The sequence below is a fragment of the Microbacterium sp. bgisy207 genome (genome assembly GCF_965345035.1).
Classification (GTDB): domain Bacteria; phylum Actinomycetota; class Actinomycetes; order Actinomycetales; family Microbacteriaceae; genus Microbacterium.
In genome coordinates this window covers 127,517-153,310 of record NZ_CBDRMG010000004.1, presented here as the reverse complement: position 1 = coordinate 153,310, position 25,794 = coordinate 127,517, and the positions used below count along the sequence as shown (strand labels likewise).

Here is a 25,794-nt window from a genome sequence, read left to right as displayed (position 1 = left end):
CATGGCACTGGACAAGCCCTACAAGAACGTTCCCGGCACGATCATTTTCGACGCCGAGCAAGCCCGCAAGGGCTACCAGATCAACCAGCTCTGCATGTCGTTCATGAAGCCGGAGAACCGCGAACGGTACCTCGCCGACCGTGAGGCCTACCTCGACGAATGGCAGCTGACACCCAAGGCGCGGCAGGCGATCCTCGACCTCGACCTCAACGCCGCGATGGAAGAAGGTGGCAACATCTACTTCCTCGCCAAGCTCGGAGCCACCCACGGTCTGAGCTTCCAGCAGATGGCCGGTTCCATGACCGGCATGAGCGAGGCCGCCTACCGCGACATGATGATCTCGGGCGGCCGCCGCCCCGAGGGCAACCGTATGAAGGACCTCGATGGCTGGACGCCGCCGCAGCCCGGCGAGAAGGCCGAGACGATGCGGCCGGATGCTCCCGCCAAGCTCACCTCGGCCCTGTACACCTCTCACGTGCCGGCAATCGGCGCGGCGATGGACCTCGGCAAGACCGAAGAGCCGTACTGGAAGAAGGTCTTCGACGGCTACACCTGGACCCGCAAGTGGGCCAAGGAGAACACCCCGGATGTCGTCATCCTGGTCTACAACGACCACGCCACGGCTTTCGACTCCTCGCTGATCCCGACGTTCGTGCTCGGTACGGGCGCTGAGTACCCCGTCGCCGACGAGGGCTACGGCCCCCGTCCGGTGCCCGACGTCAAGGGTTACCCGGAGTTCGCGGCCCACCTGGCACAGTCGGTCATCCAGGATGACTTCGACCTGACCCTCGTCAACGAGATGGTCGTCGACCACGGACTCACCGTGCCGCTCTCGCTCGTCTACGGCCAGGTCGAGGAATGGCCGGTCAAGGTCATCCCGCTCGCGGTCAACGTCGTGCAGTATCCGGTACCCTCGGGTCGCCGCTGCTACGAGCTCGGCAAGGCACTGCGCCGCGCCATCGACAAGTGGGACGGCCCCGAGCTGAACGTGCAGATCTGGGGCACCGGCGGCATGAGCCACCAGCTCCAGGGCCCGCGCGCCGGGCTCATCAACCAGGAATGGGACAACGCGTTCCTCGACATGCTGATCTCCGACCCGCTGGGCCTGACCGAATGGCCGCACATCGACTACGTCGACGAGGCCGGTTCGGAAGGCATCGAGCTGGTCATGTGGCTCATCGCCCGCGGCGCGATGGACGACCAGTTCGGTGGCGGCGCTCCCGAGGTGAACCACCGGTTCTACCACGTGCCCGCCTCCAACACGGCGGTCGGACACCTCGTGATCACCAACCCCGTCGCAGCTCCCACGGAGGCTGCCGACGCCGAGGGAGAGAAGGTTCCTGTCGGCGCAACGGCCTGACAGGCTGACCATAGACCCGCTCCGTGGGGATCGATCGCGCGATCCCCACGGAGCGCACCACGTTCGAAGGAGGACACCGAATGAGCAGTGACAAGGTCCGAATCGCCGTTGTCGGCGCGGCAGGCGCCTTCGGCATGAAGCACCTCGACGGCCTGGCCAACATCCCCGACGCAGAGGTGACGGTCGTCAGCGGCACCAAGCCCGAGGCCACGCAGGCCGTCGCCGAAAAGTACGGGGTTGCGAACGCCGTCGTCGGTTACGACGCCGTCCTCGAGCGCGATGACGTGGATGCCGTCATCCTCGCCACCCCCACCGGGATGCACGCGTCGCAGACGCAGGCAGCGCTCGCCGCAGGTAAGCACGTGCAGGTCGAGATTCCGCTGGCCGATTCACTTGCGGATGCCGAAGCCACCCTCGCCGCCGCCGAGGCATCCGATCGCGTCACCATGGTGGGACACACCCGCCGGTTCAATCCGTCGCACCAGTGGATCCACCAGCACATCCAGAGCGACCAGTTCCACATCCAGCAGATGGATGTGCAGACCTACTTCTTCCGTCGCACCAACACGAACGCGAAGGGCGAGCCGCGGTCGTGGACCGACCACCTGCTGTGGCACCACGCCGCCCACACCGTCGACCTGTTCGCCTACCAGGCGGGGCGCATCGTCCAGGCCAATGCGATTCAGGGTCCCATCCACCCGGAGCTCGGGATCGCGATGGACATGTCGATCCAGCTCAAGGCTGAGACCGGCGCGATCTGCACCCTCTCGCTCTCGTTCAACAACGAGGGACCGTTCGGCACGTTCTTCCGCTACATCGGCGACACCGGCACCTACATCGCCCGCTACGACGACCTCGTGAACGGCAAGGAAGAGCCGATCGACGTGTCGCAGGTCGCGGTCAGCATGAACGGCATCGAACTGCAGGACCGCGAGTTCGTGGCTGCGATCCGCGAGGGACGCGAACCCAATTCGTCGGTGCGGCAGGTCTTCGACTGCTACCGCGTGCTCGGGATGCTGGAGGAGCAGCTCGCATGAACCTGCCCCGGTACGGGCTCGGATGCATGTCACTCAGTCACGCGTACGGGGTGGCGCCGCAGCCCGAGGAGGGCCTGCGGTTGTTGCAGACCGCGCTCGATGAAGGCGTCACGTTCTTCGACACCGCCACCCTGTACGGGGGCGGCCGCAACGAAGAACTCGTCGGCAAGGCCATTGCGGGCCGACGGGACGAGATCATCCTTGCCAGCAAGGGTGGGATGGCGATCGTCGACGGTTCACGCGTCATCGATGGTCGCCCTGAGACGCTGCGGGCGCAGGTGGATGCGTCGCTTCGCCGACTGGACGTCGACCACATCGACCTCTACTACCTGCACCGCTGGGACAAGTCGGTGCCGATCGCCGATAGCGTCGCGGCGCTCGCCGAAGCCGTTGATGCCGGCAAGATCGGTGCGATCGGACTCTCGGAGGTCTCGGTGGCGCGACTCCGGGAAGCGCAGCAGGTCGCGCCCATCGCCGCGGTGCAGAACGAATACTCCCTGTGGAGCCGGAATGCGGAGCTGGGCATGCTCGAGGCGACGAGATCCGACGGCATCGCACTCGTGGCGTTCTCGCCGGTCGCGCGGGGGTTCCTCGCCGATGCCGTCCACAACCCCGAGGAGCTCGTGGCCAAAGACATCCGCCGCGGGATGCCGCGGTTCCAGTCGCCGCACTGGGAAGCCAATGCAGCGCTGCTGCCGGCATGGCGCGCCCTCGCTGCTGAGGCAGGGGTCAGCCCGGCCCAGCTCGCGCTCGCGTGGCTGTCGTCTCGAGGTGAGCATGTCGTGCCGATTCCCGGGACGACGAACATCGACCACCTGCGCGAGATCATCGCCGCTGCGCAGCTCGAGGTCACGCCCGACATACTGGAGCGCGCCGGCGAGCTCATCGGCACTGAAACCGTGTCGGGTCCCCGGTACCCGGCGAACAACGCTGTCGAGGTCGACACCGAGACTTTCGAGGATGCCGCGTGAAGGCCATTTCGTCGATGGCGACGCGGCTGCTGCTTGCCGACCTCATGGCGGCCGCCGACGATGCCGGGCTCGGGCACGTCGAGATCGAGTCGGTCGGTGGAGTCGACGCGGCTGACCGGGTCGCCGCTGGCGAAGAGTTCGACCTCGTCTTCCTTGCCGACGGTGCGCTAGCGAAGCTCGCCGCCGGCGGACACGTCGTGGCGGCATCCGTGGCGCCCCTCGTGCTGTCGCAGGTGGCAGTGGGCGCTCCGTCGGGCACTGACGCTCCGGCGACCGCGGTCTCCGATCCCGCATTCCCGGATGCCGCCGCTGTGCGGGAGGCGATTCGGGAGGCGAGGAAGATCGGGTACTCCACGGGGCCGAGCGGTACAGCGCTGGTGTCGATGATTGAGGACTGGGGCTTGAGCGCGGAAGTCGGTGATCGGCTGGTCCAGGCGAGGCCCGGCATCCCTGTCGCGCGCCTTCTCGCCGATGGCGACGTCGATCTCGGCTTTCAGCAGCTGAGTGAGCTCGTCGGCAGCCCGGGTGTCAGTGTGCTGGGCGTTTTGCCCCAGGACTGCGCGATCGACACCGTGTTCTCGGGTGCGATTGCCGCGACGTCGTCGGAGCCGGAGGGCGCGGCCGCAATCCTCGCCTTCCTGCGCACCGACGCTGCTCGCGACATCGCGCGCTCGCGCCACTTCGCGCCACCGCCCGCGCCGTAGCGCGCTGGCGGCTTCTTTCAGCTGGGCGCCCCGGCGATAAGAGCGCGGGCAACCCGGTCGCCGGAAACCAGCGCGCCCTGAATCGACGCGGTGTCGCGGTGATCGCCCGCGATGTAGACGCGTTCCGAGAGTCGCGCGCGCGTGACGGTTCGCAGCGGCACTGACTGCGCCGGCAGCGCGTGCGGGATGTCATCGCGTCGCAACAAGCGCCAGTCAGTGGCATCCATACCCCAGATCTGAGAGGCGTGCCGCCGTACCTGCGCCTCGGTCGGAGAATCGAAGGAACCTCGGTGTGTCGCCGGCGGCAGCAGGCAGGTCGCCTGGACGAGGTGCATGCCCTTCGGCGCATACGAGGGCACGGCGTGCGACATCACCGCCGTGTTCACGACCGGTCCGGCGCGCGTACCGTCCACCGCGATCATGCCGGATGCCGACGGCGCGGCATCCGTCGCGAACCACCACGTCTGCAGGCCGCGGGTCCTCGGCACGGGAATCGGCGCGAGTCCTGATGCCGCCTCCGGTCCGACGGCGACGATCACCGCGTCAGCGCTCACCGGGTCTGCCCCGGCAACAGCGACCTCGACGCCCGCGGCAGTCTCACGGAGGGCGGTCACGCGACGCTGCACGGCGATTTCGGCGCCGAGCGTCCGGGCGTAGGCGGCGAGCTGTTCGGGAAGGGCCTGGATGCCGCGCTCGGGCAGGCCCGGGCGGCCCAGCGCGAACATGCGAATCAGCAGCCGAACGAAGGCGTCGGAGGTCTCGAAGCTCCCGTCAGCGATGACGCCGGAAAGGAACGGCTCGAGCACCGCGGTTCTCAGCGGGCCGGTCAGTCCGGCACGATCCCACGCCTCATGCACCGGCAGATCGCGGCCGGCGGCGGCTTGGCGGATCACGCGCCGGGGAGCGCTGAGCGCCGTTGCGGCCCAACGCACCAGTCCGGCAACGTCCCGTGGCGCGAGAAGACCACTGCGAAGTGTCGCGGCGAGAATCGACGGATGCCGGCGCGGATCTGCCAGCGTCGCGAGGCCGCGCTCGCGCCGCACCTGCACCCCGACGGGGAACGGCTTCAGGCGTAGCGCCTGAATGTCCACCCAGCGCCGCACCGCGGGATAGGCGGGATTGAGCACTTGGAACCCGCGATCAAGCAGAAAGCCGTCGACGGCGTCAGTGCGCTGCCGGCCACCGACGGTGTCTGCAGCCTCGAGAACGACAACGTCGCGTCCGGCGTGTCCGAGCGTGATCGCTGCCCGAAGTCCTGCCAGCCCGGCACCGACAACGACCACATCATGCTGCGGCGTTCGTGCCATGACTGTCCTCCGGGCTCAGTACTACGACGCTACGGTGCCACGAGTCCCGCGGAACCCATGATCTTCTCAGGCCGCAGCTCGATCGCCACCCGGCGCGGATTGGGCTGCGGCTGCCGGTACCGCGCCGCATAGAGTTCCACGGCGCGCGCGACGGCATCCGGATCGCGCGACACCGTCGCGTGCCCCGCAATGCTCAGCCACTGAGGGCCCGCGATCTGCGCGACGGTAGCGCGACCATCCCGTTCGATGTTGCGCACCTTCTGGCTACCGTCCATCGTGATGATCCGCACCAGACCGTCTGCGAAGCTGAACCCGACCGCGACGACGTGGAGGAGCCCGGAGGGCGCGAGCGTCGACAGTGTTGCGAGGTGGTAGTCCGAGACGAAGCGCTGCCCGTCGTGGGTGAGAGCCGTGGCCATGCCCTCGATCCTGCCGCACCAGCGTCGACAGCGCGCGCCACATCGTGTGAGACTCGGGGCACCATGCCTCCGAATCCCGACGATCTTCGCGATCTCGCGCTCCTGCGCCGCGTCCGGGACCGCATCGACCGCGAGTACGCCGCGCCCCTGGATGTCGAGGAACTCGCCCGGGGCGCCCACATGTCAGCGGGGCACCTGAGCCGAAAGTTCAAGGCGGCCTTCGGCGAGAGCCCGTACTCGTACCTCATGACCCGCCGGATCGAGCGCGCCATGACACTGCTGCGACGGGGACATCTCAGCGTCACCGAGGTGTCGCTGGCGGTGGGTTGCGCGTCCCTCGGCACCTTCAGCACCCGGTTCACCGAGCTCGTCGGAATGCCGCCGAGTGCTTATCGGGCGCTCGCCGAACATGACGCGGCGGGCCTGATTCCCTGTGTCGCGAAACAGGTCACTCGGCCGATCCGGCGCTGACCGCAGCATCCCAGCGCTGAAGCGCGCGCAGCGCGAGAAACGTCACCCACTTCGACGGTTCACCCGGTTCGACGTCCAGGGGGAACCACACTGCGCCCTCGAGTTTGTCGCCTTGCAGCCATCTGCCGTCGGGCTGCCGTGCGTCCCGAACTCTGTCGATGGTCTCGGCAATGCGGAGGTCGGGTCGAACGCCGTCGTGAGCGGCAGCCTCGGAGAAGTACTCGACGGCCTTCAGCGCCGTATGCGGGTGCCGGTAGGGGTACATCAGCAGATCCGCCCACGTCCCCACCGGCTCGCCCGTCGACAGGCGGTAGCGCAAGCGGCGCTCGAGCAGATACTCCTCCCCGCGATGACGGACCTTCGTCAGGGTGTCATCGCCCGTGAGCTGCTCATACGCCAGGATGCCGCGCACCGCGTTGATCGTGGAGTGGAACGAGGAGCGTGTAGATCCCTCGACCCATTCGCAGTTCCACCCGCCGTCGGGCAGCGTCTTGGTTACGAAGAACTCCACGACCGGCGAGACGTCAGCTCCGAGCCACGCGCCGTTGGCGAGGGTCATGGCATTGATGCACACGTCGGTCTCGCCATCCCAATACGGCAGATCGTCGTACTCCCACCGAGCGTTCTCGCGCAGCTTCTCGGCCGTCCCGGCCAGGGCTGCGGCATCCAGTCCCCACTCGCGAAGCGTCGTGAGGGTCCAGGTCGTTGCGGTCCACGGCTGGCCTGGTCCCTCGCCCGTATACCCCGCCGGAAAGTAGGCGCCCCCAGCCCACTGGCCATCGGCATCCTGCAGCGCGAGCAGCCGCGCGGCGTCGCCTTCATGCGCCATGCTCGCCCGCGTCGCCTGCCACACCTCTTCGGGCGCACCCGTCAGATCGCGCTGCACCTGCCACCGCAGTGTGGGGTCGGAATCCAACAGCCACTGCTCGAGCTCGTCACGGTCCATGCGCGAAGGGTAAGTCACGCCGCCGACACGCGACAGTGGGTCGCGGGCGCCCCTATCGGTCACGAATCGAGAAGCGCACACCGGATGCGGCCACTACCGTGACGGGTATGCAGACCACTATTCACTCGAGCTTTCTTCCTCATCTCGAGCCCGAGCAGTCGCTCGCCTTCTACCGCGACGTTCTCGGGTACGAGGTGCGGCTGGATGTCGGGTACGAGGACCTGCGCTGGATCACGGTCGGTCCGGCAGGCCAGCCCGACACCGCGATCGTGCTGCATCCGCCGGCCGCTACCCCCGGACTGACCGACCAGGACCGCACGACACTGCTGGAGCTGATCGCGAAGGGCTCGTACTTCGGGATCAACCTGGCAACCCGCGACCTCGACGCAACCTTCGCGGCTCTCGAGGCCGCCGGTGCCGAGATCGTGCAGGAGCCGATCGATCAGGACTACGGTGTACGGGACTGCGCGGTGCGTGATCCCGCCGGCAACCTCATCCGCATTCAGCAGCTCACCGACTGACGCGTCGCACTCCCGGGCTGTAGATCACGCGAAGGCTGCCTCGACCGCCGCCTCGATGTGCAGGCGGGCGGTCGGGAACACCGGGACGGGGCAGTCCTCCCCCGTTACGAGCAGTTCGATTTCGGTGCAGCCCAGGATGATTCCCTCAGCACCATCGGCGACCAGGCCCTCGATGATGCGGCGGTACGCGGCGCGGGACTCGTCGCTGACAACGCCCATCGCGAGCTCGTCGAATATCACGCGGTGCACGAGTTCGCGGTCCCTATCACCGGGGATGACGACGTCCAAGCCGTGTTCGGCCAGGCGTTCCCGGTAGAAGGGCTGCTCCATCGTGAATGCCGTGCCCAAGAGCCCGACCCGAGACAGTCCGGCGGCGCGGACCGCAACTGCAGCGGCATCCGCGATGTGCAGCAGCGGAACATCGATCGCCGCAGAGACCTCTGGTGCGACCTTATGCATCGTGTTGGTGCAGATGAGCACCATCTCGGCGCCGGCATCCTGCAACCCGCGCGCGTGGGTCGCGAGAAGGTCGGCCGCATCGCCCCACCGATCCTCGCGTTGCATCAGACCGATCTCGGCGAAGTCGACGGAGTCGAGCAGGATCTTCGCGGAGTGCAGCCCGCCCATCCGATCGCGCACTGTCTGGTTCGCGATGCGGTAGTACTCCGCGGTGGATTCCCAGCTCATGCCGCCCAGCAGGCCGATGGTTTTCATGCTTCAACAAGACCACCGCGCGATACTTCAGCACAACGGCATACTTGTATGAAGAAACCAAAGCAGTGCTAATGAATGGGGTGACATGGAACCGCACGAGACGCACGCCGACCTGGATGCGCCGCGCGCCCTGCCGGCGCTCGACCCCCGCAGCATCCTGATCTTCCGCGAGGTCGGACGCACCGGATCACTCACCGGCGCTGCTCAGGTGCTCGGCTGGACGCAGCCGGCGGTCAGCCAACACGTCCGGCGCCTCGAAGCGGTCGCCGGCGTTCCCCTCCTTGCGCGGGAGGGCCGCGGGGTGGTCGTGACGGATGCCGGGCGCGCCCTGCTGCGTCACGCCGACGCCCTCGCTGCAGCTCTGCATGACGCCGAGCACGAGCTCGCCGACCACGCTCACCTGCGCGCGGGCCGCGTGAGGATCGCATCCTTCCCGTCGGCCAGCGCCACGATCGCGGCGCGTGCCGTCAGCGACCTGGCCGAGAGGTTTCCGGGGATCGATCTGCGGCTGGAGCAGCTCGAACCACCCGAGGCCCTCCGCGCGCTCGAGGAGGGGGCGTGCGATATCGCCATCGTCTTCGAGTACGACGATGGACACGTCTCGGTTCCGGCCGACGCTGATCGCACCCCCCTCGGGGTTGATCCACTCCAGATCGTCCTTCCCCCCGGGCATCCGCTGACGGCGCGGTCCGAGATCCGGCTCGACGATCTTGCCGACGAACAGTGGGTGACCGGATGCATCAGCTGCCGCAAACACCTGTTGACCTCGACCTCGGCTGCGGGGTTCACTCCCGACATCCGTCACAGCACTGATGACTACGTCGTCGTGCAGGCACTGGTCGCCACGCGCATGGCAGTCGCCGTCCTTCCCTCCCTCGCCCTTCGTGCGAGCCGAAACCCCGACGTGACCGTGCATCCCCTCGCCGACCATGCTCCGCGCCGTGTCTCGGCCATCACGCGGCGCAGTGCGCGGTCAGTGCCGTCGGTGGGCGCAGCGCTCGCTGCAATACAGCGGGCAGCCCAGGCCCTGGAAAGGGTCTGATCTCGGCATCCGACCCCGCTTCCCCGTGCCCGCGGAAGAATGGGCCCATGGATGCCGCACCGCGCCCGCTGACCGAAATGCCCGACCCGCAGTACGTCATGGTGGGCGAGGGGTACCGCATCGCCACGTACTCGTGGGGCGATCCCGACGCCGAGACTGTGCTCGCGGTCCACGGGTTCTCGTCGAGCTGCCGCGACAACTGGGTGAACACCGGCTGGGTCCGCGACCTCACTCGCGCCGGATTCCGCGTTCTCGGCGTGGATCAGCGCGGACACGGTGCGAGCGACAAGCCGCACGATCCTCGCGCGTACGAGATGCCCGCGTTCATCGACGACCTCGCAACAGTGCTCGACACGTACCTGATCGACTCCGCGCGCTACCTCGGCTATTCGCTCGGCGCTCGGGTTGGATGGCAGCTCGCTGTCGACCGCCCGCAGCTGGTGACCCGTGCAGTTCTCGGCGGCATCCCCGACGGCACGCCGCTGGCACGCCTCCAGCTCGACCAGGCGAAGGCGTATGTCGCCGACGGCACTCCGGTGACCGACAAGGTCACCAACAACTACGTGACCCTGGCCGAGCGAGTCCCGGGCAACGATCTGACAGCTCTCGTCGCGCTCGCCGAGGGAATGCGTTTCGGTGAGGACGGCGACCCCGACCCCGACCGGCCTCCGCAACAGCCCGTGCTGTTTGCGACCGGCAGCGAAGACGCGATTCTTCCGCGGTCGCGGCGCCTTGCCGAGGCGACTCCGAACGGCACGTTCGTCGAGATCCCCGACCGGCACCACTTCAACACCCCAGGGTCCCGCGACTTCCGGGCCGCCGGCGTCGAGTTCTTCGCCACGAGTGATTGACTGAGCGCGTGAGCGAGCTTCTCGCGCAGTGGCAGATGATCCCCTTCGAGCACGAGGGGGTACGCCACGACGTCTACTACCGGGGCGACGGGCCGGGAGTCATCCTGGTCCCCGAGTTACCGGGAGCCACCCCCGAGGTGATCGCTCTCGGGGAGCGCCTGGTTGCGGCCGGTTTTCGGGTCGCGATGCCGTCGGTGATCGGCACGCCGGAGCGTCCCATCAGCGGCGGATACATCGCGGGCTCGGCGCTTCGTATGTGCGTCTCGCGGGAGTTCGCGGCCTTCGCGCGCCGCGCCGACCGGCCGATCGCCCATTATCTGCGGGCACTCGCCCGCCAACTGCATGCCGAATGCGGCGGGCCCGGTGTGGGCGTGATCGGGATGTGCTTCTCGGGCGGATTCGCGCTCGCCGCAGCAGCTGACGAGAGCGTGCTGGCCCCCGTGCTTTCGCAGCCGGCGATGCCGCCGCCGATCGGGGCAGGTAAGTCGGCGACGGGTCTGAGCATTATCGAGGAGGCGGCGGTCAGCCGCCGCGCCGCGGACGGCCTGTGTGCCCTCGGACTTCGATTCACGCAGGACCGCAGCGTGCCGCCGCAGCGCTTCGCCGCCTTCGAGCGCCTGCTCGGCGAGGGCTGGCGTGCGTTCGAGATCGACTCGTCGCCCGGCAATCCTCACGGCATCCCCGCTAACGCGCACTCCGTACTGACGGATGCCTCGGCAGACGTCCCCGCCCACCCGACCCATCGCGCGAACGAACTCCTGGTCGACTTCCTGCGCGAGCGCCTGACCGGTTAAGGCGTCGAGCCCTCAGATCGCGAGGTCGGCATCCTCCACCAATACCAAACGAGCCAGCACGCGCCGAACGAGCCGGCAGTGCGGGCTGGCTCAGCGGGATCGGGCTTGTTGGCGGGGGTTCGACGGGCGCCAGCCGCCTCCCGCGGGGCGGCGCATCGGTACGTGCGGGATGTCGTCCTCCGAGAACGCCGGACCCGATACCTCGAACCCGAAACGCGCGTACCAGTCGGCGAGCTGAGATTGTGCGTCGAGCACGATCGGCACCCCGGGTTCCCGCTCCTCGCATCGAGCGACGGCGCGACGCATGAGCTCTGCCGCGATGCCGCGCCCGCGGGCTGCGGCGTCAGTGGCAACCCGCCCGATGCGCATCTCGGTCGGGTCCACGAGGATGCGCAGGGTGGACAGCACCTCATCGCCGTCGCTCGCCCACATCAGCTCCGCGCCGGGCTCGATGTCGCGGCCGTCGAGTTCCGGGTAGGCCGCGCGCTGCTCGACCACGAACACGCGAAGCCGAAGCCACAGCATCCGGTACAGCGTCTCGGGCGGAACATCCGTGGCCGCAGCGCAGTGGTAGGAGACGGGCATGGCCATACCCTAGAGCCTCCCGCAGGATGCGCCGCGGCCCGCACGTCGGCGGCGGGTGGCAGAGTGGATGCATGCAGCAGCGCCCCCTCGGAAGAACTGGCCGTCTCGTCTCGGCAATCGGCCTCGGTACGTGGCAGCTTGGCGCCGACTGGGGCGCGGTCAACGAGGATGACGCGCTGGCGGTGCTCGCAGCATCCGCCGACGCCGGCGTGACGCTCTTCGACACCGCGGACGTGTACGGAGACGGCCGGTCGGAGAAGCTCATCGGCCGCTTCCTCGCGTCGCGACCCGATCACGGCATCACCGTGGCGACGAAGATGGGACGCCGCGTCGACCAACTGCGCGAGAACTACACCGAAGAAGCCTTCCGGGGCTGGACCGAGCGCTCCCGTGAGAACCTCGGCGTCGACACCCTCGACCTCGTGCAGCTGCACTGTCCGCCTACCGACGTCATCGCTGCCGACGACCTCTTCGATGCGCTCGACCGGCTCGTCGAAGACGGCCTCATCGCCGCTTACGGCGTATCGGTGGAGACGTGCGAGCAGGCGCTCGCCGCCATTGCGCGCCCGGGCGTGACAAACGTGCAGATCATCTTCAATCCCTTCCGACTCAAGCCGCTCGACGAGGTGCTCCCGGCAGCAGCCGCCGCCCAGGTCGCGATCTTCGCGCGGGTGCCGCTGGCCTCCGGGCTGCTCTCGGGCAAGTACACGACGGCCACGACATTCGCCAGCGATGACCACCGCTCGTACAACCGTCACGGCGAGGCGTTCGACCGCGGCGAGACGTTCTCGGGCGTCGACTTCGAGGTCGGGATCGCCGCGGCATCCGAGCTGGCTGCCGCGCTGCCCGAGGGAGTCTCACTTCCCGCAGCGAGCCTGGCCTGGATCGCCGCCCAGCCCGGCATCACCTCTGTGATCCCCGGCGCACGGACGCCTCAGCAGGCTGAGGCCAACGCTGCCGCAGGGGCTCTGCTCGAGCCCGGCGCGTTCGATCTCGAAGGGTTCGACGCGGCGGTTCACGGGGTTTACGACCGTCACCTGCGCGACGCGATCCATCCCCTGTGGTGACCCAGCGCCCCCGTCGGTGCATGGCCGCGGGGTGAGCGCGAAGCCCGGGCCCGCCGATCAGGCATGCCGCGACGAATAGACTTGAGTGTTGTGACCAGCGCTGCACCCCTCCGCACCCTCGAGGTGAGGCATCTTCAGCTGGCGCGAGCCTTCTTCGCCGCGCTGGCGGCCGTCATGATCACCTTCTCCCCTGATCATTCCGCTGCCGTCGGCCTCGCCGTGTTCAGTGGCTTCGCGATCGCGACGGGTCTGGTGTGGTTCGCCGCGGTGTGGCTGATCTTCCCGAAGGGCGACCGGTGGGCAGCGGTGCTGCTCGGCATTCTCGCTCTCCTCGCCGGAATGGCAACCGGGATGCCGGGCCTTCGAACCGACACGATGTTCTTCGTCGCCGTGATCGCTTGGGCTGTGCTCAGCGGCATCGTCGAACTCGTCGCGGGTATCCGAGCGCGACGGATGACACACCTGCCGCGCTCGCAGAGTCGCGACGCGATCTTCGTCGGTGCACTGGGCATCCTGCTCGGACTGGGGCTCGTCGCGGTGCCGGTGCAGTACGCCCTCACCTACACGATCGAAGAAGCAGGACAGACTTTCACCCTGACCGGAATCACCATCGCCGTCGGCATTTTCGGTGGTTACGCCGCGATCGTCGCCGTGTACCTCGGAATTGCTGCGTTCTCGCCGCGCCAGACGGATGCCGAGGCCGCGGCGGCGGTCACCGAAGCGACGGCCGAGAGGAAGCCATGACCGACAAGCCCTCGCGCCGGGAGATCATGCGCCCCGTTCAGCTCTTGGGGCTCGCCTTCGCTGCGGCCCTCTTCGCGGGAATCGTGACGCTCGTCTCGATGGGGTTCTTCCAGCAGATTCCCGCCGAAGACGTGCAGAACGCTTTGGTCGTTGCGCTCATCGTCGCGGGAGTGACCTTTGTGGTCACCCTCGTCGCGCTCGCACTCCTGCTGCTGGCGATCGACCCCGCGCAGGTGACCAAGACCATTGATCGGCCCGTGCTGCTGGACGACGAGCCCGACGGCGACGCGGCATCGGCGACCGCGCCCGATGACCGCGAGGCCGGCGGCTCCTCAGCACCAACCGCCTAAAGCTCAGCCGGGGCTCACTCGATCTCGGAGACGAGGTCCGATGCGAGACCCGTGTATGACGCCGGCGTGAGGGCGAGCAGGCGCTCCTTCGCGGCATCCCCGATGTCAAGACCGCGCACGAACTCCGCGAGCTCGGCGACGCCAACGCGCCGCCCCCGTGTGAGGTCCTTCAGCAGCGCGTAGGGGTCGCTGATCTGCGAGCGTCCGGCCACGATCTCAGCGCGCACCACGGTCTGGATCGCCTCGGCCAGGACCTCCCAGTTACCCTCAAGGTCGGCATCCAGCGCGGCTTGCGCGAGCGAGATCTCGGTGAATCCCCGGGCGAGGTTGTCGAGCGCGAGCAGCGAGTGCCCCAGGGCGACGCCGATATTGCGCTGCGTCGTGGAATCGGTGAGGTCCCGCTGCAGCCGCGAGGTGACGAGTGTTTGCGCCAGCGTGGCCAGCAGCCCACCCGAGATCTCGAGGTTCGCCTCGGCGTTCTCGAAGCGGATCGGGTTGATCTTGTGCGGCATCGTCGACGAGCCGGTCGCGCCGGCCACCGGGATCTGCGAGAAGTACCCGAGCGAGATGTAGGTCCAGACATCGGTCGCGAGATTGTGCAGGATGCCGCCCGCGTGCCGGATCCGGTCGTAGAGCTCGACCTGCCAGTCGTGCGACTCGATCTGGGTCGTCAGGACGTTGAACCCGATCCCGAGCGACTCGATGAACTCGCGCGAGAGGGCCGGCCAGTCGGTGTCGGGCTCAGCGGCGAGGTGGGCTGACCAGGTTCCGGTGGCGCCCGAGAACTTCGCGAGGAACTCGGATGCCGCGATCTGCCGCTCGACCCGCTCGAGTCGCCACACGAAGACGGCGAGCTCCTTGCCCATCGTGGTGGGGGTCGCCGGCTGCCCATGGGTGCGCGAGAGCATGGGAGCGTCCCGGTGCTCGTGGGCGAGGGCGGCGAGCCGGTCGATCACGACGCGGAGTCGGGGCAGCCAGACCTGGACGACGGCGCGCTGCACCGTGAGTGCGTAGGAGGCCGAGTTGATGTCCTCGCTCGTGCACGCGAAGTGGGTCAGTTCGGCGATCTGCTCGAGTCCGAGCTCGCTGAGCCGGTCGCGAACGAGGTACTCGACGGCCTTCACGTCGTGGCGGGTCACTGACTCCTTCTCGGCGAGCCACGCGATCTCGTCGGCGCCGAAGCCGCGGTACAGCGCGCGAAGGCGTTCCTTCTGCGTCTCCTCGAGCGGTGCTGTGCCGAACAGGGAACGGTCGGTGAGGGCGATCAGCCACTCGACCTCGACCTCGACGCGGGCACGGTTGAGGCCGGCCTCCGAGAGATAGTCGCTCAGGGGTGCCACCGCGGCGCGGTACCGTCCGTCGAGGGGACTCAGCGGCTGATCGCCGAACGAGCTGGCGTCGTGCTCACGGGGCAGGGAGGTCACGGTACTCCTGTCGGATCTGCGGTCCGGGCTCCCGTCGCGCCGGGCGATGATCGCCTCAGGGCGCGGGGCGAAGCGCCGGCTCCAGCTGGCGGAAGAGTGCGCGGCTGGCGTTCTCGATCATACCGAGCACCTCGTCGAACATCGCCTCGCCGGCGTAGTACGGGTCGGGCACATCGAGGGTCGGGGCCCCGGCATCGAACGACATGAGCAGAGAGATCTTGTCGGCATCCGCGTCCGAGTGTGCCCAGCCGCGCAGGATCCGCTCATGGCTGCGATCGAGGGCAAGCACCAGGTCGCTGCGATCGAAATCGGCCCTGCCGAACTGCCGTGCGCGATGGCGCGCGCCGTCGTAGCCGCGCCGGGCGAGCGCCTCAATGGTGCGTTCGTCGGCGCGCTCGCCGACATGCCAGTCTCCCGTGCCGGCGCTGGTGGAGAGCACGCGGTCGCCGACGCCCGCACTGTCGGCCAGGGCGCGGAACACGACCTCGGCCATGGGAGACCGGCAGATGTTGCCGGTGCAGACGAAGACGACGCGAAACGGCTCGACGGCGTTCGCAGTCATGCGTTCATTCATACCCCTCCTGCCCGGCGATCGCATCAGTTCGTCGCCTCCTCCCCGGTTTCGCCGGGGGCCGAACCGTCGACAATACGTGACGGATGCCGCATCCCGCGCCCCGAGGGTCAGCGACCGTGGACGAATGGATGAGCTGTGTGCGTCACCGGCGGCCGGTGCCGTACGGGCACAGCTCGCGGCGCTCGCGTCGTGGGCTGACGACCTCGCTGCCGACGCCGAGGCGATCGCGCGGGTCAGTGGCTGGGAGACGCCGGCTGTCGCCGAGTTCCAGACCGAGATGGCGGAGCTTGTGGCGGCGCTGCGCGGCCTGCGAGAGCGCGCCCTCGATCTGCGCGCCGACGTCGGAGCGCCGCATCCGTGGTCCATCGCGGGCGGGTACCCCGGCTTCGGTCTGGCCGGAGCTGGGGCGTGAGCGATCTGGAGATCCGCAGCGGCGGTGCTATCGCCGTCGACACCGAGCTGTTGCGAGCGGTTGCCGGGCGGCTGCGCGAGTTCGGCATCCGTCTGGGCGAATTCGCGGACCGGGCGCGCTGGGTGGCAACGGATGCCGCAGCCACCGCGACCCGGTTCGGCATTGACCTCGAGGCGCGGTGGCTCGCAAGCGGCGCTGACCGGGCTGCGGAGCAACCGGCGGCGCTCGCGGCAGCCCTCGACGGGCTCGCTGCAGCGTATGAGCTCATCGAACTGCGGGCGCAGCACGCGGCAGCGGCCGCCGCCGGTGATGCCGATGCGGCGCGAGCGATCGAGTCGCGGATGGCGTTGCTTGAGCAGGAGTACCCGGACGCCGCGCGCGCTGCCGACACCGCGGTGCGCGGGTGGCGCAGCGGCGGTCCGATCGAGATGGCCCGCCAGGCTGCGGCTGCGACGTGGTGGATTCCCGGGATGGCCCTTCCCCTGGCCGTCGGCACCGGTGTGCTCTGGGGCGGGGTGGCGCTCGCGGGTTTCGGCCGGATGTCGCGGGCGCCGGTCTCGCCGGGCGCTCCGGCGGCGGATGCCGCGGCCACGGCGCCCTCGACATCAGTGCCCGGGCATCGCGGCGGGACCCGGCACCCGCCCACGGCACCTCCAGCCACGCCGCCCGGAGCCCCTACCGCGCCGACTACCGTGCGCGCAGTAGCCCCAACCCCCTCATCAGCGTTGGCATCGGGGCCGTTGACGGGTTTGGCGGATGCCGCCCGCCGCGTGCCCGGCGCCGCTGAGGCCCGGGTGCGCGTCGAGCGTTACGCGATGCCCGGCGGTGGGTCGCAGGCGGCCGTCTACATCGCCGGGACACAGACCATCTCCGGCGGTTCGGGCGACCCGTTCGACATGCGCTCGAACCTCGAGCTGTACGGGGGTGAGAGATCGGCGTCCCTCGAGTCCGTCGAACTCGCCCTCCGCGAGGCAGGCGTGGCTCCCGGCGAGCCGGTCCACGTCTTCGGCCACTCGCAGGGAGCGATGCTCGCTTCTGCTCTCGCGATGGAGGGCACCTACGACGTGCAGACCCTCGTCACCTATGGCTCACCCGTCGAGGCAGCCGTGCCCGACAGCGTGCTCAGCGTCGGCATCCGTCACACCGACGATCCCGTCGCGGGGCTCGCCGGCGGCGGTCACGCCGAGACGGTGGGCGCGCCGGGAAGTTTCGTTGCGGAGCGGGTGGCCGACCCGACGGGCGGCGTGCAAGACCTGACCCTGGCAGCGCACGGCATCGAGCGGTACGCCGAGACGGCGGCGATGGTGGATGCCTCGAGTGACCCCCGCACTGCGGCGCTGCGGGAACTGTGGCGTGACCTCGGGTCGGCCGAGAGCGTGACCGTCACCGAATACGCCGCCGATCGAGGCGGCAACTGAGGCCGACTCAGTCGTTGTTGCGGCGGGGCCGGAGGAGGATCCCGATGAACCAGTTGATGATCGAGATCAGAAGGGCCGCGACCACACCCCACCAGAAGTCCTCGACTCGCAGACCCCAGTCCCACCACTGCGTGAACCAGGCGGTCAGCCACAGCAGGAAGCCGTTGATCACCAGCGAGATGAGCCCGAGCGTCAGGATGTAGATCGGGAAGGCGAGCACCTTGATTACCGTGCCGATGATGGTGTTCACAAGCGCGAAGATGAGCGCCACCAGCAGCAGCGTCAGCACCAACTGCAGCGTCTCCCCCGGTGCGAACGGGATGACAGTGACCCCGAGGGCAGGGATCAGGGTGACGATCCAGATCGAGAACGCGTTCACGACGATGCGGACGAGTAAACTCATGCCCGCAGTCTTTCACGAGGGTGCAGACAGGTAACAGCCCGGTCGCGCACTCGGGCCGGTCCTGAAACCGCCCCGGTCCTAAACTCATGGAGTGACCGAACCCGACCCGATCCCCGTTCGCGTACGCCCCGCGATCGCGGCGCTGCCCCCCTACAAGCAGGGCCGACAGGCGGCTCCAGACGCGTTCAAGCTCTCGAGCAACGAGAACCCGTACGACCCGCTCCCTGGCGTGATCGACGCGATGCGCGGGGTAACGGCGGTCAACCGCTACCCCGACGCGAGCGCTGCGCGGCTGCGGGATCGGATCGCCGCCGACTACGGCGTGAGCCCCGACGCCGTGCACATCGGCGCCGGAAGCGTCTCGCTCATCGCGCAACTCATCTCGGCGACCGCAGGTCCCGGCGACGAGGTGATCTACGCGTGGCGCTCGTTCGAGGCCTACCCGTCGCTGGTCGAGGTGTCGGGCGCGGCATCCGTGCGTGTGCCGCTCACCGCCGACGCGCGCCACGATCTCGCTGCGATGGCGGATGCTGTCACCGACCGCACCCGCACGATCCTGGTGTGCAGCCCCAACAACCCCACCGGTCCGGTGGTCACGCAATCCGAGTTCGACGACTTCGTCGCCCGTGTCCCTCGCGACGTGCTGATCGTGCTCGACGAGGCGTACGCCGAGTTCGTCACCGCCCCGGATGCCGTCGACGGCGTGCGGGTGCTGCAGGCGGGGCATCCGAATGTCGTGGTGCTGCGCACCTTCTCGAAGGCCTACGGTCTCGCGGGACTCCGCGTTGGCTACGGGATCGGTCACCCGCGGGTATTGGATGCCGCGCGCAGCACCGCCATCCCGCTCTCTGTCACCGCCCACGCTGAAGAGGCGGCCCTGGCGAGCCTCGACGCACGCGACGAGCTGCTCGAGCGGGTAGCCGAGATCGCCACGCGCCGCGATGCGCTCGCGGCAGGCCTGCGGAACCAGGGATGGCGCGTCCCCGAGGCCCAGGGAAACTTCGTGTGGCTTGCCACCGGACCCGACACGCTGGCTGTGGCCGACGCCTTCCATGACGGCGGAATCGTCGTCCGGCCCTTCGCGGGAGAGGGTGTTCGCATATCCGTCGGAGAGCATGAGTCTGTGGACAGAGTGCTACGGATCGCGGGTTCCGTTGTAGAGGACCTCCCGGAAGGGCACCCCGCACGCGGGTAGCGTAGGGACCGTGACCCAGCCAGAAGAACCTGAGCTCGTCCGCATCCTCGCCGCTGACGGCTCCCTCGCGCCCAGTCCGGCAGCCGAGCCGTACCTCGAGCTCGTGAACGCGCTCGCCGACTCCGACCTCGAGATGCTGTACCGCGACATGGTCGTCATCCGTGCGATCGACCGGCAGGCAACCAACCTCCAGCGCCAGGGACAGCTCGCACTCTGGCCCCCGAGCCTCGGACAGGAGGCAGCACAGGTCGGTTCGGCCCGCGCCGCCCGCGCGCAGGATCACCTCTTCCCCTCCTATCGCGAGCACGTCGTCACCCGAATCCGGGGCGTGGATCCGATCGGGATCATCAAGCTCATGCGCGGACTCTCGCACGGCGGATGGGACCCGACAGACCCGGCCAACGGCAACACCCACATCTACACGCTGGTGCTCGGGGCCCAGACGCTGCACGCCACGGGCTACGGCATGGGCCTGGTCTTCGACGGACGCTGTGGCACCGGCGACCTAGAGCGTGACGAAGCCGTCATCGTCTACTACGGCGACGGCGCCTCCAGCCAGGGTGATGTGCACGAGGCAATGGTCTTCGCTGCCAGTTACCGCACGCCCGAAGTCTTCTTCCTGCAGAACAATCAGTGGGCCATTTCGGTGCCGGTCGCGACCCAGTCCCGCACGCCGCTCGTGCGGCGCGGAGAGGGGTACGGGATGCCGAGCATCCGCATCGACGGCAACGACGTACTCGCCAGCTACGCCGTCACTCGGCGTGTCCTCGACGAGGCGCGGAGCGGCGAAGGGCCCCGTGCGATCGAGGCGATGACCTACCGGATCGGTGCCCACACCACGAGCGACGACCCGACCAAGTACCGCACCTCCGACGAGGAGCAGTTGTGGGCTCAGCGCGACCCGATCGCACGAATGCGGGCCTTCCTCGAGCATCGCGGAGCCCCCTTCACGCTCTTCGACGAGGTGGATGCCGAGGCCGCCGCCGCTGCCGATGATCTGCGCGTGCGCACGAATGAGCTCGGCGGACTGGAGCGCGACGCGATGTTCGCTCACGTCTACAGTGACCCGCACCCGCTCATGGACGAGCAGCGCCGCTGGCTCGCCGAGTACGAGGCATCCTTCGAGGGAGGCACCCGATGACCACCGTCTCGACCTCCACCGGCCAGGCTTCCGCGGCCGCCGCGGCTCCGGCATCCGGGCCCATGCCCTTGGGGCGCGCGCTCAACGCCGGTATGCGGCAGGCGTTGGCAACGAACGACCGCGTCCTGCTCATGGGTGAAGACATCGGTCGTCTCGGCGGCGTGTTCCGGGTGACCGAGGGGCTGCAGGCAGAATTCGGCGAGCAGCGGGTGCTCGACACGCCCCTTGCCGAGTCCGGCATCGTCGGTACCGCGATCGGGCTGGCCATGGCCGGGTTCCGCCCGGTGTGCGAGATCCAGTTCGACGGGTTCGTGTTCCCGGCGTTCGATCAGATCACCTCGCAGCTGGCGAAGATGACCAACCGCCTCGAGGGGGCAGTGTCGATGCCGGTCGTCATTCGCATCCCCTACGGCGGGCACATCGGCGCGATCGAGCACCACCAGGAGAGCCCCGAGGCCTACTTCACGCACACCCCGGGCCTGCGGGTTGTGAGCCCCGCCACCGCGGGAGACGCGTACTGGATGATCCAGGAGGCGATCGCCTCCAACGACCCAGTGATTTTCCTTGAGCCCAAGAGCGCGTACTGGCAGAAGGGCGAGGTGGACACGACTGCCCCTGCCCTGCCACTTCACGCCTCCCGCATCGTCCGCCGCGGCACCGATGTGACTCTCGTCGGCCACGGCGCCATGGTCGGCACACTGCTGCAGGCAGCGGCTCTCGCCGAGTCCGAGGGCACGAGCTGTGAGGTCGTCGACCTGCGTTCGCTCTCACCGGTCGACTACGGTCCGATCCTCGACTCCGTGCGCCGCACCGGCCGCATGGTCTATGCACAGGAGGCCCCGGGCTTCACGAGCCTGGGCAGCGAGATCGCCGCTACCGTGACCGAACGCGCGTTCTTCTCGCTCGAGGCGCCGGTGTTGCGGGTCTCGGCGTTCGACACCCCGTTCCCACCCGCCAAGCTCGAGGGCACCTACCTGCCGGATGCCGACCGCATCCTCGAGGCCGTCGACCGCGCCCTCGCCTACTGACACCCGATGGCGCTAACTCCTGCAATGTCGGCACGGACACGGCGATACTGAGGCACAGACCACCGAGGTGCAGGAGTTCGTGCACCGCGAAAGGACCGACATGAGCACGCAGACCTTCGTTCTCCCCGATGTGGGGGAGGGCCTGACCGAGGCCGAGATCGTCACCTGGAAGGTCGCGCCCGGCGACGCCGTGCAGGTCAACGACGTGCTCGTCGAGATCGAGACCGCCAAGTCCCTGGTCGAACTGCCCTCGCCGTTTACCGGCACGGTCGGCGAGACGCTCGTCGAGGAGGGCGTGACCGTCGCCGTCGGAACCCCGATCGTGACGATCGAGACGGCTCCCGCCGCATCCGCTCCGCTGTCACAGACCGACGCTCCCGGGGGCGGCGACGCGCAATCTGAGACAGCGGAAGGTGGTGCTGAGGGCGGCGGCGCGGTGCTGGTCGGATACGGGACGGGTGGAGCTGTCACCTCGCGTCGCCGCAAGCCCGCTGAGCGGCCGGTGACGGCATCCGTCGGGGTCATCGCGAAGCCGCCGATCCGCAAGCTCGCGCGCGATCTCGGCGTGGACCTTGCCGCCGTGACCCCCTCGGGTGAGGCCGGCGAAGTCACCCGCGAGGACGTCGTGAAGCACGCGTCGCAGGCAAGCGTCTTCCGCAATATCGAGACTCCCGACTGGCCCGAAGTGCGCGAAGAGACCATCACCGTGACACCGGCAGCGGCACCAGCGCCTCCCGCCCCCAACGGCGTCGCCTCGCCGTTCGCGCAGGCGGCGGGCCGGGTCGAGTCGATCCCGGTCAAGGGTGTGCGCAAGGCCACCTCGACCGCGATGGTGCAGTCGGCGTACTCGGCACCGCACGTGTCGGTGTGGACGGATGTCGACGCGACCCGCACCATGGAGCTCGTCAAGCGACTCAAGGCATCCCCCGACTTCGCCGACGTCAAGGTCTCGCCGCTGCTGATCATGGCGCGCGCCGTCATCTGGGCGGTACGCCGCACGCCGATGGTGAACGCGGCGTGGGTCGACGGTGACGGCGGCGCCCAGATCAGCGTGCGGCACTACGTCAACCTCGGGATCGCTGCGGCCACCCCGCGCGGGCTTCTGGTGCCGAACATCAAGGACGCCCAGGACCTCAACATGCGAGAGCTCGCACGGGCCCTCGAGAAGCTCACCCTCACGGCGCGCGAGGGCAAGACCACGCCTGCCGACCAGCAGGGCGGCACGATCACGATCACCAACATCGGGGTGTTCGGAATGGATGCCGGCACCCCGATCATCAACCCCGGAGAGTCAGGCATCGTCGCGATGGGTACGATCCGGCAGAAGCCCTGGGTCGTGGACGGAGAGGTGCGCCCGCGCTATGTCACGACAGTCTCGGGCTCGTTCGACCACCGCGTCATCGACGGCGATGGGATGAGTCGCTTCATCGCCGACGTCGCGTCGATCCTCGAGGAACCCGCGCTGCTGCTCGACTGACCCGTCGCGCTCGGGAATGCCGGAATGTACCGGCCGCCCGTTTTGATAATGATTCTCACCGCCGTTATCATTGTCGACATGACAACCCGACGACTTTCCACCCTGCTCGCGCTCGGCGCGGCATCCGCCCTCACGCTCACGGCCTGCGCCGGCACGGGTGGAACGCCGGCGACATCCTCCCCGGCCGAAGCAACCATCGGCGTCGTCGCGTCGACCAACGTCTACGGTCAGATCGCCGAAGAGATCGGGGGTGATGCCGTCACCGTCACCTCGATCATCACGTCGTCGGCTCAGGACCCGCACGAGTTCGAGCCGACGGCCCAGGACCAGCTCACGGTTTCGGAAGCCGATCTCATCATCGAGAACGGCGGCGGATACGACGGCTTCATGGATGCCATGATCGAGGCCAGCGGCACGACGGCGCCCGTCATCACCGCTGCCACCTTCAACCACGACTACCCCGCTGAGGGCGAAGTTGGGGAGGAAGGTCACGACCACGCGGAGGAAGAGGGTCACGACCACACCGATGAGGACGGTCACGACCACGCGCACATCGAGGGATTCAACGAGCACGTCTGGTACGACCCGCACACCATGGAGCACCTCGCCGAAGCCATCGCTGAGGAGCTCTCGACGCTCGACCCCGACAACGCCGACCTCTTCGAGACCAACGCTGCAGCCTTCATCGACCAGATCGCCGGGCTGGAGGCATCCCTCGACGAGATCTCGGCAGCTCACGCCGGCACCGGAGTCTTCGTCACCGAGCCCGTGCCCGTCTACCTGATCGTGGCAGCCGGGCTCGAGAACCTGACGCCCGAAGCGTTCAGCGAGGCAGTCGAGGAGGGGCAGGACGTGCCCCCCGCAACTCTGCTCGAGGCGCTGGGCATCGTCGAAGACGGCTCCGTCAAGGTCGTCATCGCCAACGCACAGACCGGCGGCGCCGAGACCACGCAGGTCATCGATGCCGCGACCGCGCAGTCAATCCCGGTGCTGGAGTTCACGGAGACCCTCCCGGAGGGCCAGACTTACATCTCGTGGATGCAGCAGAACATCGCGGAGCTCGCGGACGCGCTCGACGCGTGAGCTCCAGCGCGACCTCGGACGCCCAGCCGCCGCTCCGCATCCGCGGAGCGGCGCTGCGCCGTGGCGAGCGGGAACTGTGGGCCGGGCTCGACCTCGACGTCGAACCCGGCGAGTTCATCGCGGTTCTCGGACCCAGCGGCTCCGGCAAGACGACGCTGCTGCGTGCCATCCTGGGCCTCGAGCACCTGAGCGCTGGGGCGATCGAGACGAGCGGTCGCCGGGTCGAGCGCCGGGGCAACCGGCACATCGGCTACGTACCCCAGCAGCGCCCCCTTCCGCCCGAAACCGCATTGCGCGGTCGCGACCTCGTGACCCTCGGTGTCACCGGCCACAAGTTCGGCTTCAGCCTCCCAAGCCGGCGCGATCGCGAACGCGTCGATGTGCTGGTGGCAGACGTCGGCGCCGAGGGGTTCGCCGACCGGCCCGTGGGCGAACTCTCCGGCGGCGAGCAGCAGCGGCTGCGCATCGGGCAGGCGATCGCCGACGACCCCGGCCTGCTGTTGTGCGACGAGCCGCTCACGAGTCTCGACCTGGCCAACCAGCAGGCGATCGTGGCGCTCATCGACAGGCATCGCCGCCAGCGCGGCACCGGGGTTCTCTTCGTCACGCACGACATCAACCCTGTCCTCGACGTCGTTGACCGCATCCTCTACATCGCCGGGGGGCGCTTCACGCTCGGAAAGCCCGATGAGGTCTTGCAGACGAGCGTTCTCAGTGACCTCTACGGCGCTCCCGTCGCTGTGCTGCGGGCAGGCGATCGCCTCGTGGTCGTGGGCGCGCCGGATGCCGAGGTCTCGCACCATCACCACCACGACGGCGACGAACCCGGTGGGGTGCACGTATGAACTGGTCTGACATCGGCGACGCGATGTTCGGGGGATTGGCTGACTATGGCGCGATCCTCGCGCTGGTGTCGAACTCGGTCATCGCGGGGGCAGTGCTGGGCCTGGTCGGCGGCCTCGTCGGCGTCTTCGTGATGCAGCGCGACATGGCTTTCGCCGTCCACGGCATCAGCGAACTCTCGTTCGCGGGAGCCGCATTCGCGCTCCTCATCGGCTGGGATGTCGTGACGGGGTCGATCGTGGGCTCGCTCATCGCCGCCGGGCTCATCGGATGGCTCGGCGCGCGGGCGCGGGACCGTAACTCGTTCATCGGCGTGCTGATGCCGTTCGGCCTCGGCCTCGGCATCCTGTTCCTCTCGCTATACAGCGGTCGCAGCGCCAACCGGTTCAGCCTGCTGACGGGTCAGATCGTCTCGGTGCAGAACGCGCAGCTCGGGTGGTTGATCGCGATCAGCATCCTGGTTCTGCTCGGACTGCTCTTCATCTGGCGGCCGTTGCGCTTCGACTCGCTTGACCCGCAATCCGCTGCAGCGCGCGGCGTACCGGTCACGGCGGTCTCGCTCGGATTCATGCTGCTGCTCGGGCTGATCGTCGCCGTGGCGATCCACATCATCGGCGCGCTCCTGGTCATGGCCCTGCTCGTGACCCCCGCTGCTGCTGCCATGCGCATCGCATCCGGGCCCTGGAGCGTTCCGCTGCTGGCGGCCGGCTTCGGCTTCGTGTCGGCAGTGGGTGGCATCCTGCTGGCGATCGCCGGAACCCTCCCGGTGAGTCCCTACATCACGACGATCTCGTTCTTGATCTATCTCGTCTGCCGCCTCGTCGGCGGCCGGCGCGGTCGGGTGACACGGGCGCGGTTCGCGTGAGGGAGCGCGCCAGCTCCCAGCCTGCACAGAACACGGCTCGATAGACTC

General features: G+C 68.5%; 29 protein-coding genes. 21 read left to right on the top strand and 8 right to left on the bottom strand.

Features of this window, described 5'->3' with window-relative positions; genetic code table 11:
• Window position 1: 1 nt before the first annotated feature.
• The 4 genes from ACSGC5_RS05220 to ACSGC5_RS05205 all read left to right on the top strand — a co-directional run bounded on the left by ACSGC5_RS05220 (window position 2) and on the right by ACSGC5_RS05205 (window position 4,072).
• Window positions 2–1,360 carry a protocatechuate 4,5-dioxygenase subunit alpha/beta gene (locus ACSGC5_RS05220; protein ID WP_434969548.1) on the top strand — a complete coding sequence of 453 codons (1,359 nt, stop codon included), beginning with the start codon at window positions 2–4 and terminating at the stop codon, window positions 1,358–1,360.
• 80 nt (window positions 1,361–1,440) lie between these two features.
• The gene (locus ACSGC5_RS05215) at window positions 1,441–2,397 is read left to right on the top strand and encodes a Gfo/Idh/MocA family oxidoreductase (RefSeq protein ID WP_434969547.1); all 957 of its coding nucleotides are present in this window, start codon (window positions 1,441–1,443) and stop codon (window positions 2,395–2,397) included.
• On the top strand, window positions 2,394–3,368 hold the full coding sequence (locus ACSGC5_RS05210) for an aldo/keto reductase (RefSeq protein WP_434969546.1): 975 nt from the start codon (window positions 2,394–2,396) through the stop codon (window positions 3,366–3,368). The genes ACSGC5_RS05215 and ACSGC5_RS05210 overlap by 4 nt, the downstream gene beginning before the upstream one ends.
• Window positions 3,365–4,072, top strand: coding sequence for a substrate-binding domain-containing protein (locus tag ACSGC5_RS05205; RefSeq protein ID WP_228179405.1), 708 nt, complete (start codon window positions 3,365–3,367; stop codon window positions 4,070–4,072). The genes ACSGC5_RS05210 and ACSGC5_RS05205 overlap by 4 nt, the downstream gene beginning before the upstream one ends.
• Window positions 4,073–4,089: 17 nt before the next feature.
• Here ACSGC5_RS05205 and ACSGC5_RS05200 read toward each other — a convergent pair whose 3' ends face one another.
• Together ACSGC5_RS05200 and ACSGC5_RS05195 are read right to left on the bottom strand one after the other, a co-directional pair.
• On the bottom strand, window positions 4,090–5,379 hold the full coding sequence (locus ACSGC5_RS05200; protein WP_434969545.1) for an NAD(P)/FAD-dependent oxidoreductase: 1,290 nt from the start codon (window positions 5,377–5,379) through the stop codon (window positions 4,090–4,092).
• Window positions 5,380–5,408: 29 nt separating this feature from the next.
• On the bottom strand, window positions 5,409–5,798 hold the full coding sequence (locus ACSGC5_RS05195) for a TIGR03618 family F420-dependent PPOX class oxidoreductase (RefSeq protein ID WP_228179403.1): 390 nt from the start codon (window positions 5,796–5,798) through the stop codon (window positions 5,409–5,411).
• Window positions 5,799–5,861: 63 nt separating this feature from the next.
• Here ACSGC5_RS05195 and ACSGC5_RS05190 point away from each other — a divergent pair, with 63 nt between their 5' ends.
• Window positions 5,862–6,269: a helix-turn-helix transcriptional regulator gene (locus tag ACSGC5_RS05190; RefSeq protein ID WP_363497824.1), complete on the top strand. Its 408-nt coding sequence runs from the start codon at window positions 5,862–5,864 to the stop codon at window positions 6,267–6,269.
• On the opposite strand, the gene ACSGC5_RS05185 is transcribed toward ACSGC5_RS05190, so the two are convergent.
• Entirely contained in the window at window positions 6,247–7,215 is a 969-nt protein-coding gene (locus ACSGC5_RS05185; protein WP_434969544.1) for a squalene cyclase, read from the bottom strand. The genes ACSGC5_RS05190 and ACSGC5_RS05185 overlap by 23 nt on opposite strands.
• 107 nt (window positions 7,216–7,322) lie before the next feature.
• Between ACSGC5_RS05185 and ACSGC5_RS05180 the strand changes: the two genes are divergently transcribed.
• A complete protein-coding gene (locus tag ACSGC5_RS05180; protein ID WP_434969543.1) occupies window positions 7,323–7,736 on the top strand; it encodes a VOC family protein in 414 nt (137 codons plus the stop codon).
• A 24-nt stretch (window positions 7,737–7,760) separates the two neighbouring features.
• Here ACSGC5_RS05180 and ACSGC5_RS05175 read toward each other — a convergent pair whose 3' ends face one another.
• Window positions 7,761–8,450 carry an aspartate/glutamate racemase family protein gene (locus ACSGC5_RS05175; protein ID WP_434969542.1) on the bottom strand — a complete coding sequence of 230 codons (690 nt, stop codon included), beginning with the start codon at window positions 8,448–8,450 and terminating at the stop codon, window positions 7,761–7,763.
• 85 nt (window positions 8,451–8,535) lie between these two features.
• Here ACSGC5_RS05175 and ACSGC5_RS05170 point away from each other — a divergent pair, with 85 nt between their 5' ends.
• The 3 genes from ACSGC5_RS05170 to ACSGC5_RS05160 are packed head-to-tail and all read left to right on the top strand — an operon-like array spanning window position 8,536 to window position 11,137.
• Window positions 8,536–9,492, top strand: a complete 957-nt coding sequence (locus ACSGC5_RS05170) for a LysR family transcriptional regulator (protein WP_228179399.1) — start codon at window positions 8,536–8,538, stop codon at window positions 9,490–9,492.
• Window positions 9,493–9,539: 47 nt separating this feature from the next.
• Window positions 9,540–10,343 carry an alpha/beta fold hydrolase gene (locus tag ACSGC5_RS05165; RefSeq protein ID WP_434969541.1) on the top strand — a complete coding sequence of 268 codons (804 nt, stop codon included), beginning with the start codon at window positions 9,540–9,542 and terminating at the stop codon, window positions 10,341–10,343.
• A gap of 8 nt (window positions 10,344–10,351) precedes the next feature.
• Window positions 10,352–11,137, top strand: coding sequence for a dienelactone hydrolase family protein (locus ACSGC5_RS05160; RefSeq protein WP_228179397.1), 786 nt, complete (start codon window positions 10,352–10,354; stop codon window positions 11,135–11,137).
• Between the two features lie 90 nt (window positions 11,138–11,227).
• Here the strand turns inward: ACSGC5_RS05160 and ACSGC5_RS05155 are convergent, their stop codons facing one another.
• Complete coding sequence (locus ACSGC5_RS05155; protein WP_434969539.1) at window positions 11,228–11,722, bottom strand: GNAT family N-acetyltransferase; 495 nt, start codon at window positions 11,720–11,722, stop codon at window positions 11,228–11,230.
• A 71-nt stretch (window positions 11,723–11,793) separates the two neighbouring features.
• On the opposite strand from ACSGC5_RS05155, the gene ACSGC5_RS05150 reads away from it, so the two are divergent.
• The 3 genes from ACSGC5_RS05150 to ACSGC5_RS05140 all read left to right on the top strand — a co-directional run bounded on the left by ACSGC5_RS05150 (window position 11,794) and on the right by ACSGC5_RS05140 (window position 13,883).
• Entirely contained in the window at window positions 11,794–12,789 is a 996-nt protein-coding gene (locus ACSGC5_RS05150) for an aldo/keto reductase (protein ID WP_228179480.1), read from the top strand.
• A gap of 90 nt (window positions 12,790–12,879) precedes the next feature.
• On the top strand, window positions 12,880–13,533 hold the full coding sequence (locus tag ACSGC5_RS05145) for an acyl-CoA synthetase (RefSeq protein WP_228179481.1): 654 nt from the start codon (window positions 12,880–12,882) through the stop codon (window positions 13,531–13,533).
• Window positions 13,530–13,883: an amino acid transporter gene (locus ACSGC5_RS05140; protein WP_228179482.1), complete on the top strand. Its 354-nt coding sequence runs from the start codon at window positions 13,530–13,532 to the stop codon at window positions 13,881–13,883. Before ACSGC5_RS05145 ends, ACSGC5_RS05140 begins: the two co-directional genes overlap by 4 nt.
• A gap of 14 nt (window positions 13,884–13,897) precedes the next feature.
• On the opposite strand, the gene purB is transcribed toward ACSGC5_RS05140, so the two are convergent.
• Both purB and ACSGC5_RS05130 read right to left on the bottom strand, forming a co-directional pair.
• Window positions 13,898–15,307 carry an adenylosuccinate lyase gene (gene purB, locus ACSGC5_RS05135; RefSeq protein WP_228179483.1) on the bottom strand — a complete coding sequence of 470 codons (1,410 nt, stop codon included), beginning with the start codon at window positions 15,305–15,307 and terminating at the stop codon, window positions 13,898–13,900.
• A gap of 55 nt (window positions 15,308–15,362) precedes the next feature.
• Window positions 15,363–15,869, bottom strand: a complete 507-nt coding sequence (locus ACSGC5_RS05130) for a low molecular weight protein-tyrosine-phosphatase (RefSeq protein ID WP_228179484.1) — start codon at window positions 15,867–15,869, stop codon at window positions 15,363–15,365.
• A 136-nt stretch (window positions 15,870–16,005) separates the two neighbouring features.
• Here ACSGC5_RS05130 and ACSGC5_RS05125 point away from each other — a divergent pair, with 136 nt between their 5' ends.
• Window positions 16,006–16,293, top strand: coding sequence for a hypothetical protein (locus tag ACSGC5_RS05125; protein ID WP_228179485.1), 288 nt, complete (start codon window positions 16,006–16,008; stop codon window positions 16,291–16,293).
• Window positions 16,290–17,711 carry an alpha/beta hydrolase gene (locus tag ACSGC5_RS05120; RefSeq protein ID WP_228179486.1) on the top strand — a complete coding sequence of 474 codons (1,422 nt, stop codon included), beginning with the start codon at window positions 16,290–16,292 and terminating at the stop codon, window positions 17,709–17,711. The genes ACSGC5_RS05125 and ACSGC5_RS05120 overlap by 4 nt, the downstream gene beginning before the upstream one ends.
• Window positions 17,712–17,718: 7 nt before the next feature.
• Here the strand turns inward: ACSGC5_RS05120 and ACSGC5_RS05115 are convergent, their stop codons facing one another.
• On the bottom strand, window positions 17,719–18,114 hold the full coding sequence (locus ACSGC5_RS05115; RefSeq protein WP_228179487.1) for a phage holin family protein: 396 nt from the start codon (window positions 18,112–18,114) through the stop codon (window positions 17,719–17,721).
• 91 nt (window positions 18,115–18,205) lie between these two features.
• On the opposite strand from ACSGC5_RS05115, the gene ACSGC5_RS05110 reads away from it, so the two are divergent.
• The 7 genes from ACSGC5_RS05110 (at window position 18,206) to ACSGC5_RS05080 (ending at window position 25,746) form a co-directional block, all read left to right on the top strand.
• Window positions 18,206–19,309 carry a histidinol-phosphate transaminase gene (locus tag ACSGC5_RS05110; RefSeq protein ID WP_228179488.1) on the top strand — a complete coding sequence of 368 codons (1,104 nt, stop codon included), beginning with the start codon at window positions 18,206–18,208 and terminating at the stop codon, window positions 19,307–19,309.
• Between the two features lie 10 nt (window positions 19,310–19,319).
• On the top strand, window positions 19,320–20,450 hold the full coding sequence (locus tag ACSGC5_RS05105) for a thiamine pyrophosphate-dependent enzyme (RefSeq protein ID WP_228179489.1): 1,131 nt from the start codon (window positions 19,320–19,322) through the stop codon (window positions 20,448–20,450).
• A gap of 62 nt (window positions 20,451–20,512) precedes the next feature.
• A complete protein-coding gene (locus ACSGC5_RS05100; protein ID WP_228179512.1) occupies window positions 20,513–21,478 on the top strand; it encodes an alpha-ketoacid dehydrogenase subunit beta in 966 nt (321 codons plus the stop codon).
• Window positions 21,479–21,578: 100 nt separating this feature from the next.
• Window positions 21,579–22,955 (top strand): dihydrolipoamide acetyltransferase family protein, encoded by a 1,377-nt coding sequence (locus ACSGC5_RS05095; RefSeq protein ID WP_228179490.1) that lies wholly within the window; start codon window positions 21,579–21,581, stop codon window positions 22,953–22,955.
• 78 nt (window positions 22,956–23,033) lie between these two features.
• Window positions 23,034–24,038 carry a metal ABC transporter solute-binding protein, Zn/Mn family gene (locus ACSGC5_RS05090; protein WP_228179491.1) on the top strand — a complete coding sequence of 335 codons (1,005 nt, stop codon included), beginning with the start codon at window positions 23,034–23,036 and terminating at the stop codon, window positions 24,036–24,038.
• Window positions 24,035–24,883 carry a metal ABC transporter ATP-binding protein gene (locus tag ACSGC5_RS05085; RefSeq protein WP_434969538.1) on the top strand — a complete coding sequence of 283 codons (849 nt, stop codon included), beginning with the start codon at window positions 24,035–24,037 and terminating at the stop codon, window positions 24,881–24,883. The genes ACSGC5_RS05090 and ACSGC5_RS05085 overlap by 4 nt, the downstream gene beginning before the upstream one ends.
• Complete coding sequence (locus ACSGC5_RS05080) at window positions 24,880–25,746, top strand: metal ABC transporter permease (protein ID WP_228179493.1); 867 nt, start codon at window positions 24,880–24,882, stop codon at window positions 25,744–25,746. The genes ACSGC5_RS05085 and ACSGC5_RS05080 overlap by 4 nt, the downstream gene beginning before the upstream one ends.
• The last annotated feature ends 48 nt before the right edge of the window (window positions 25,747–25,794 follow it).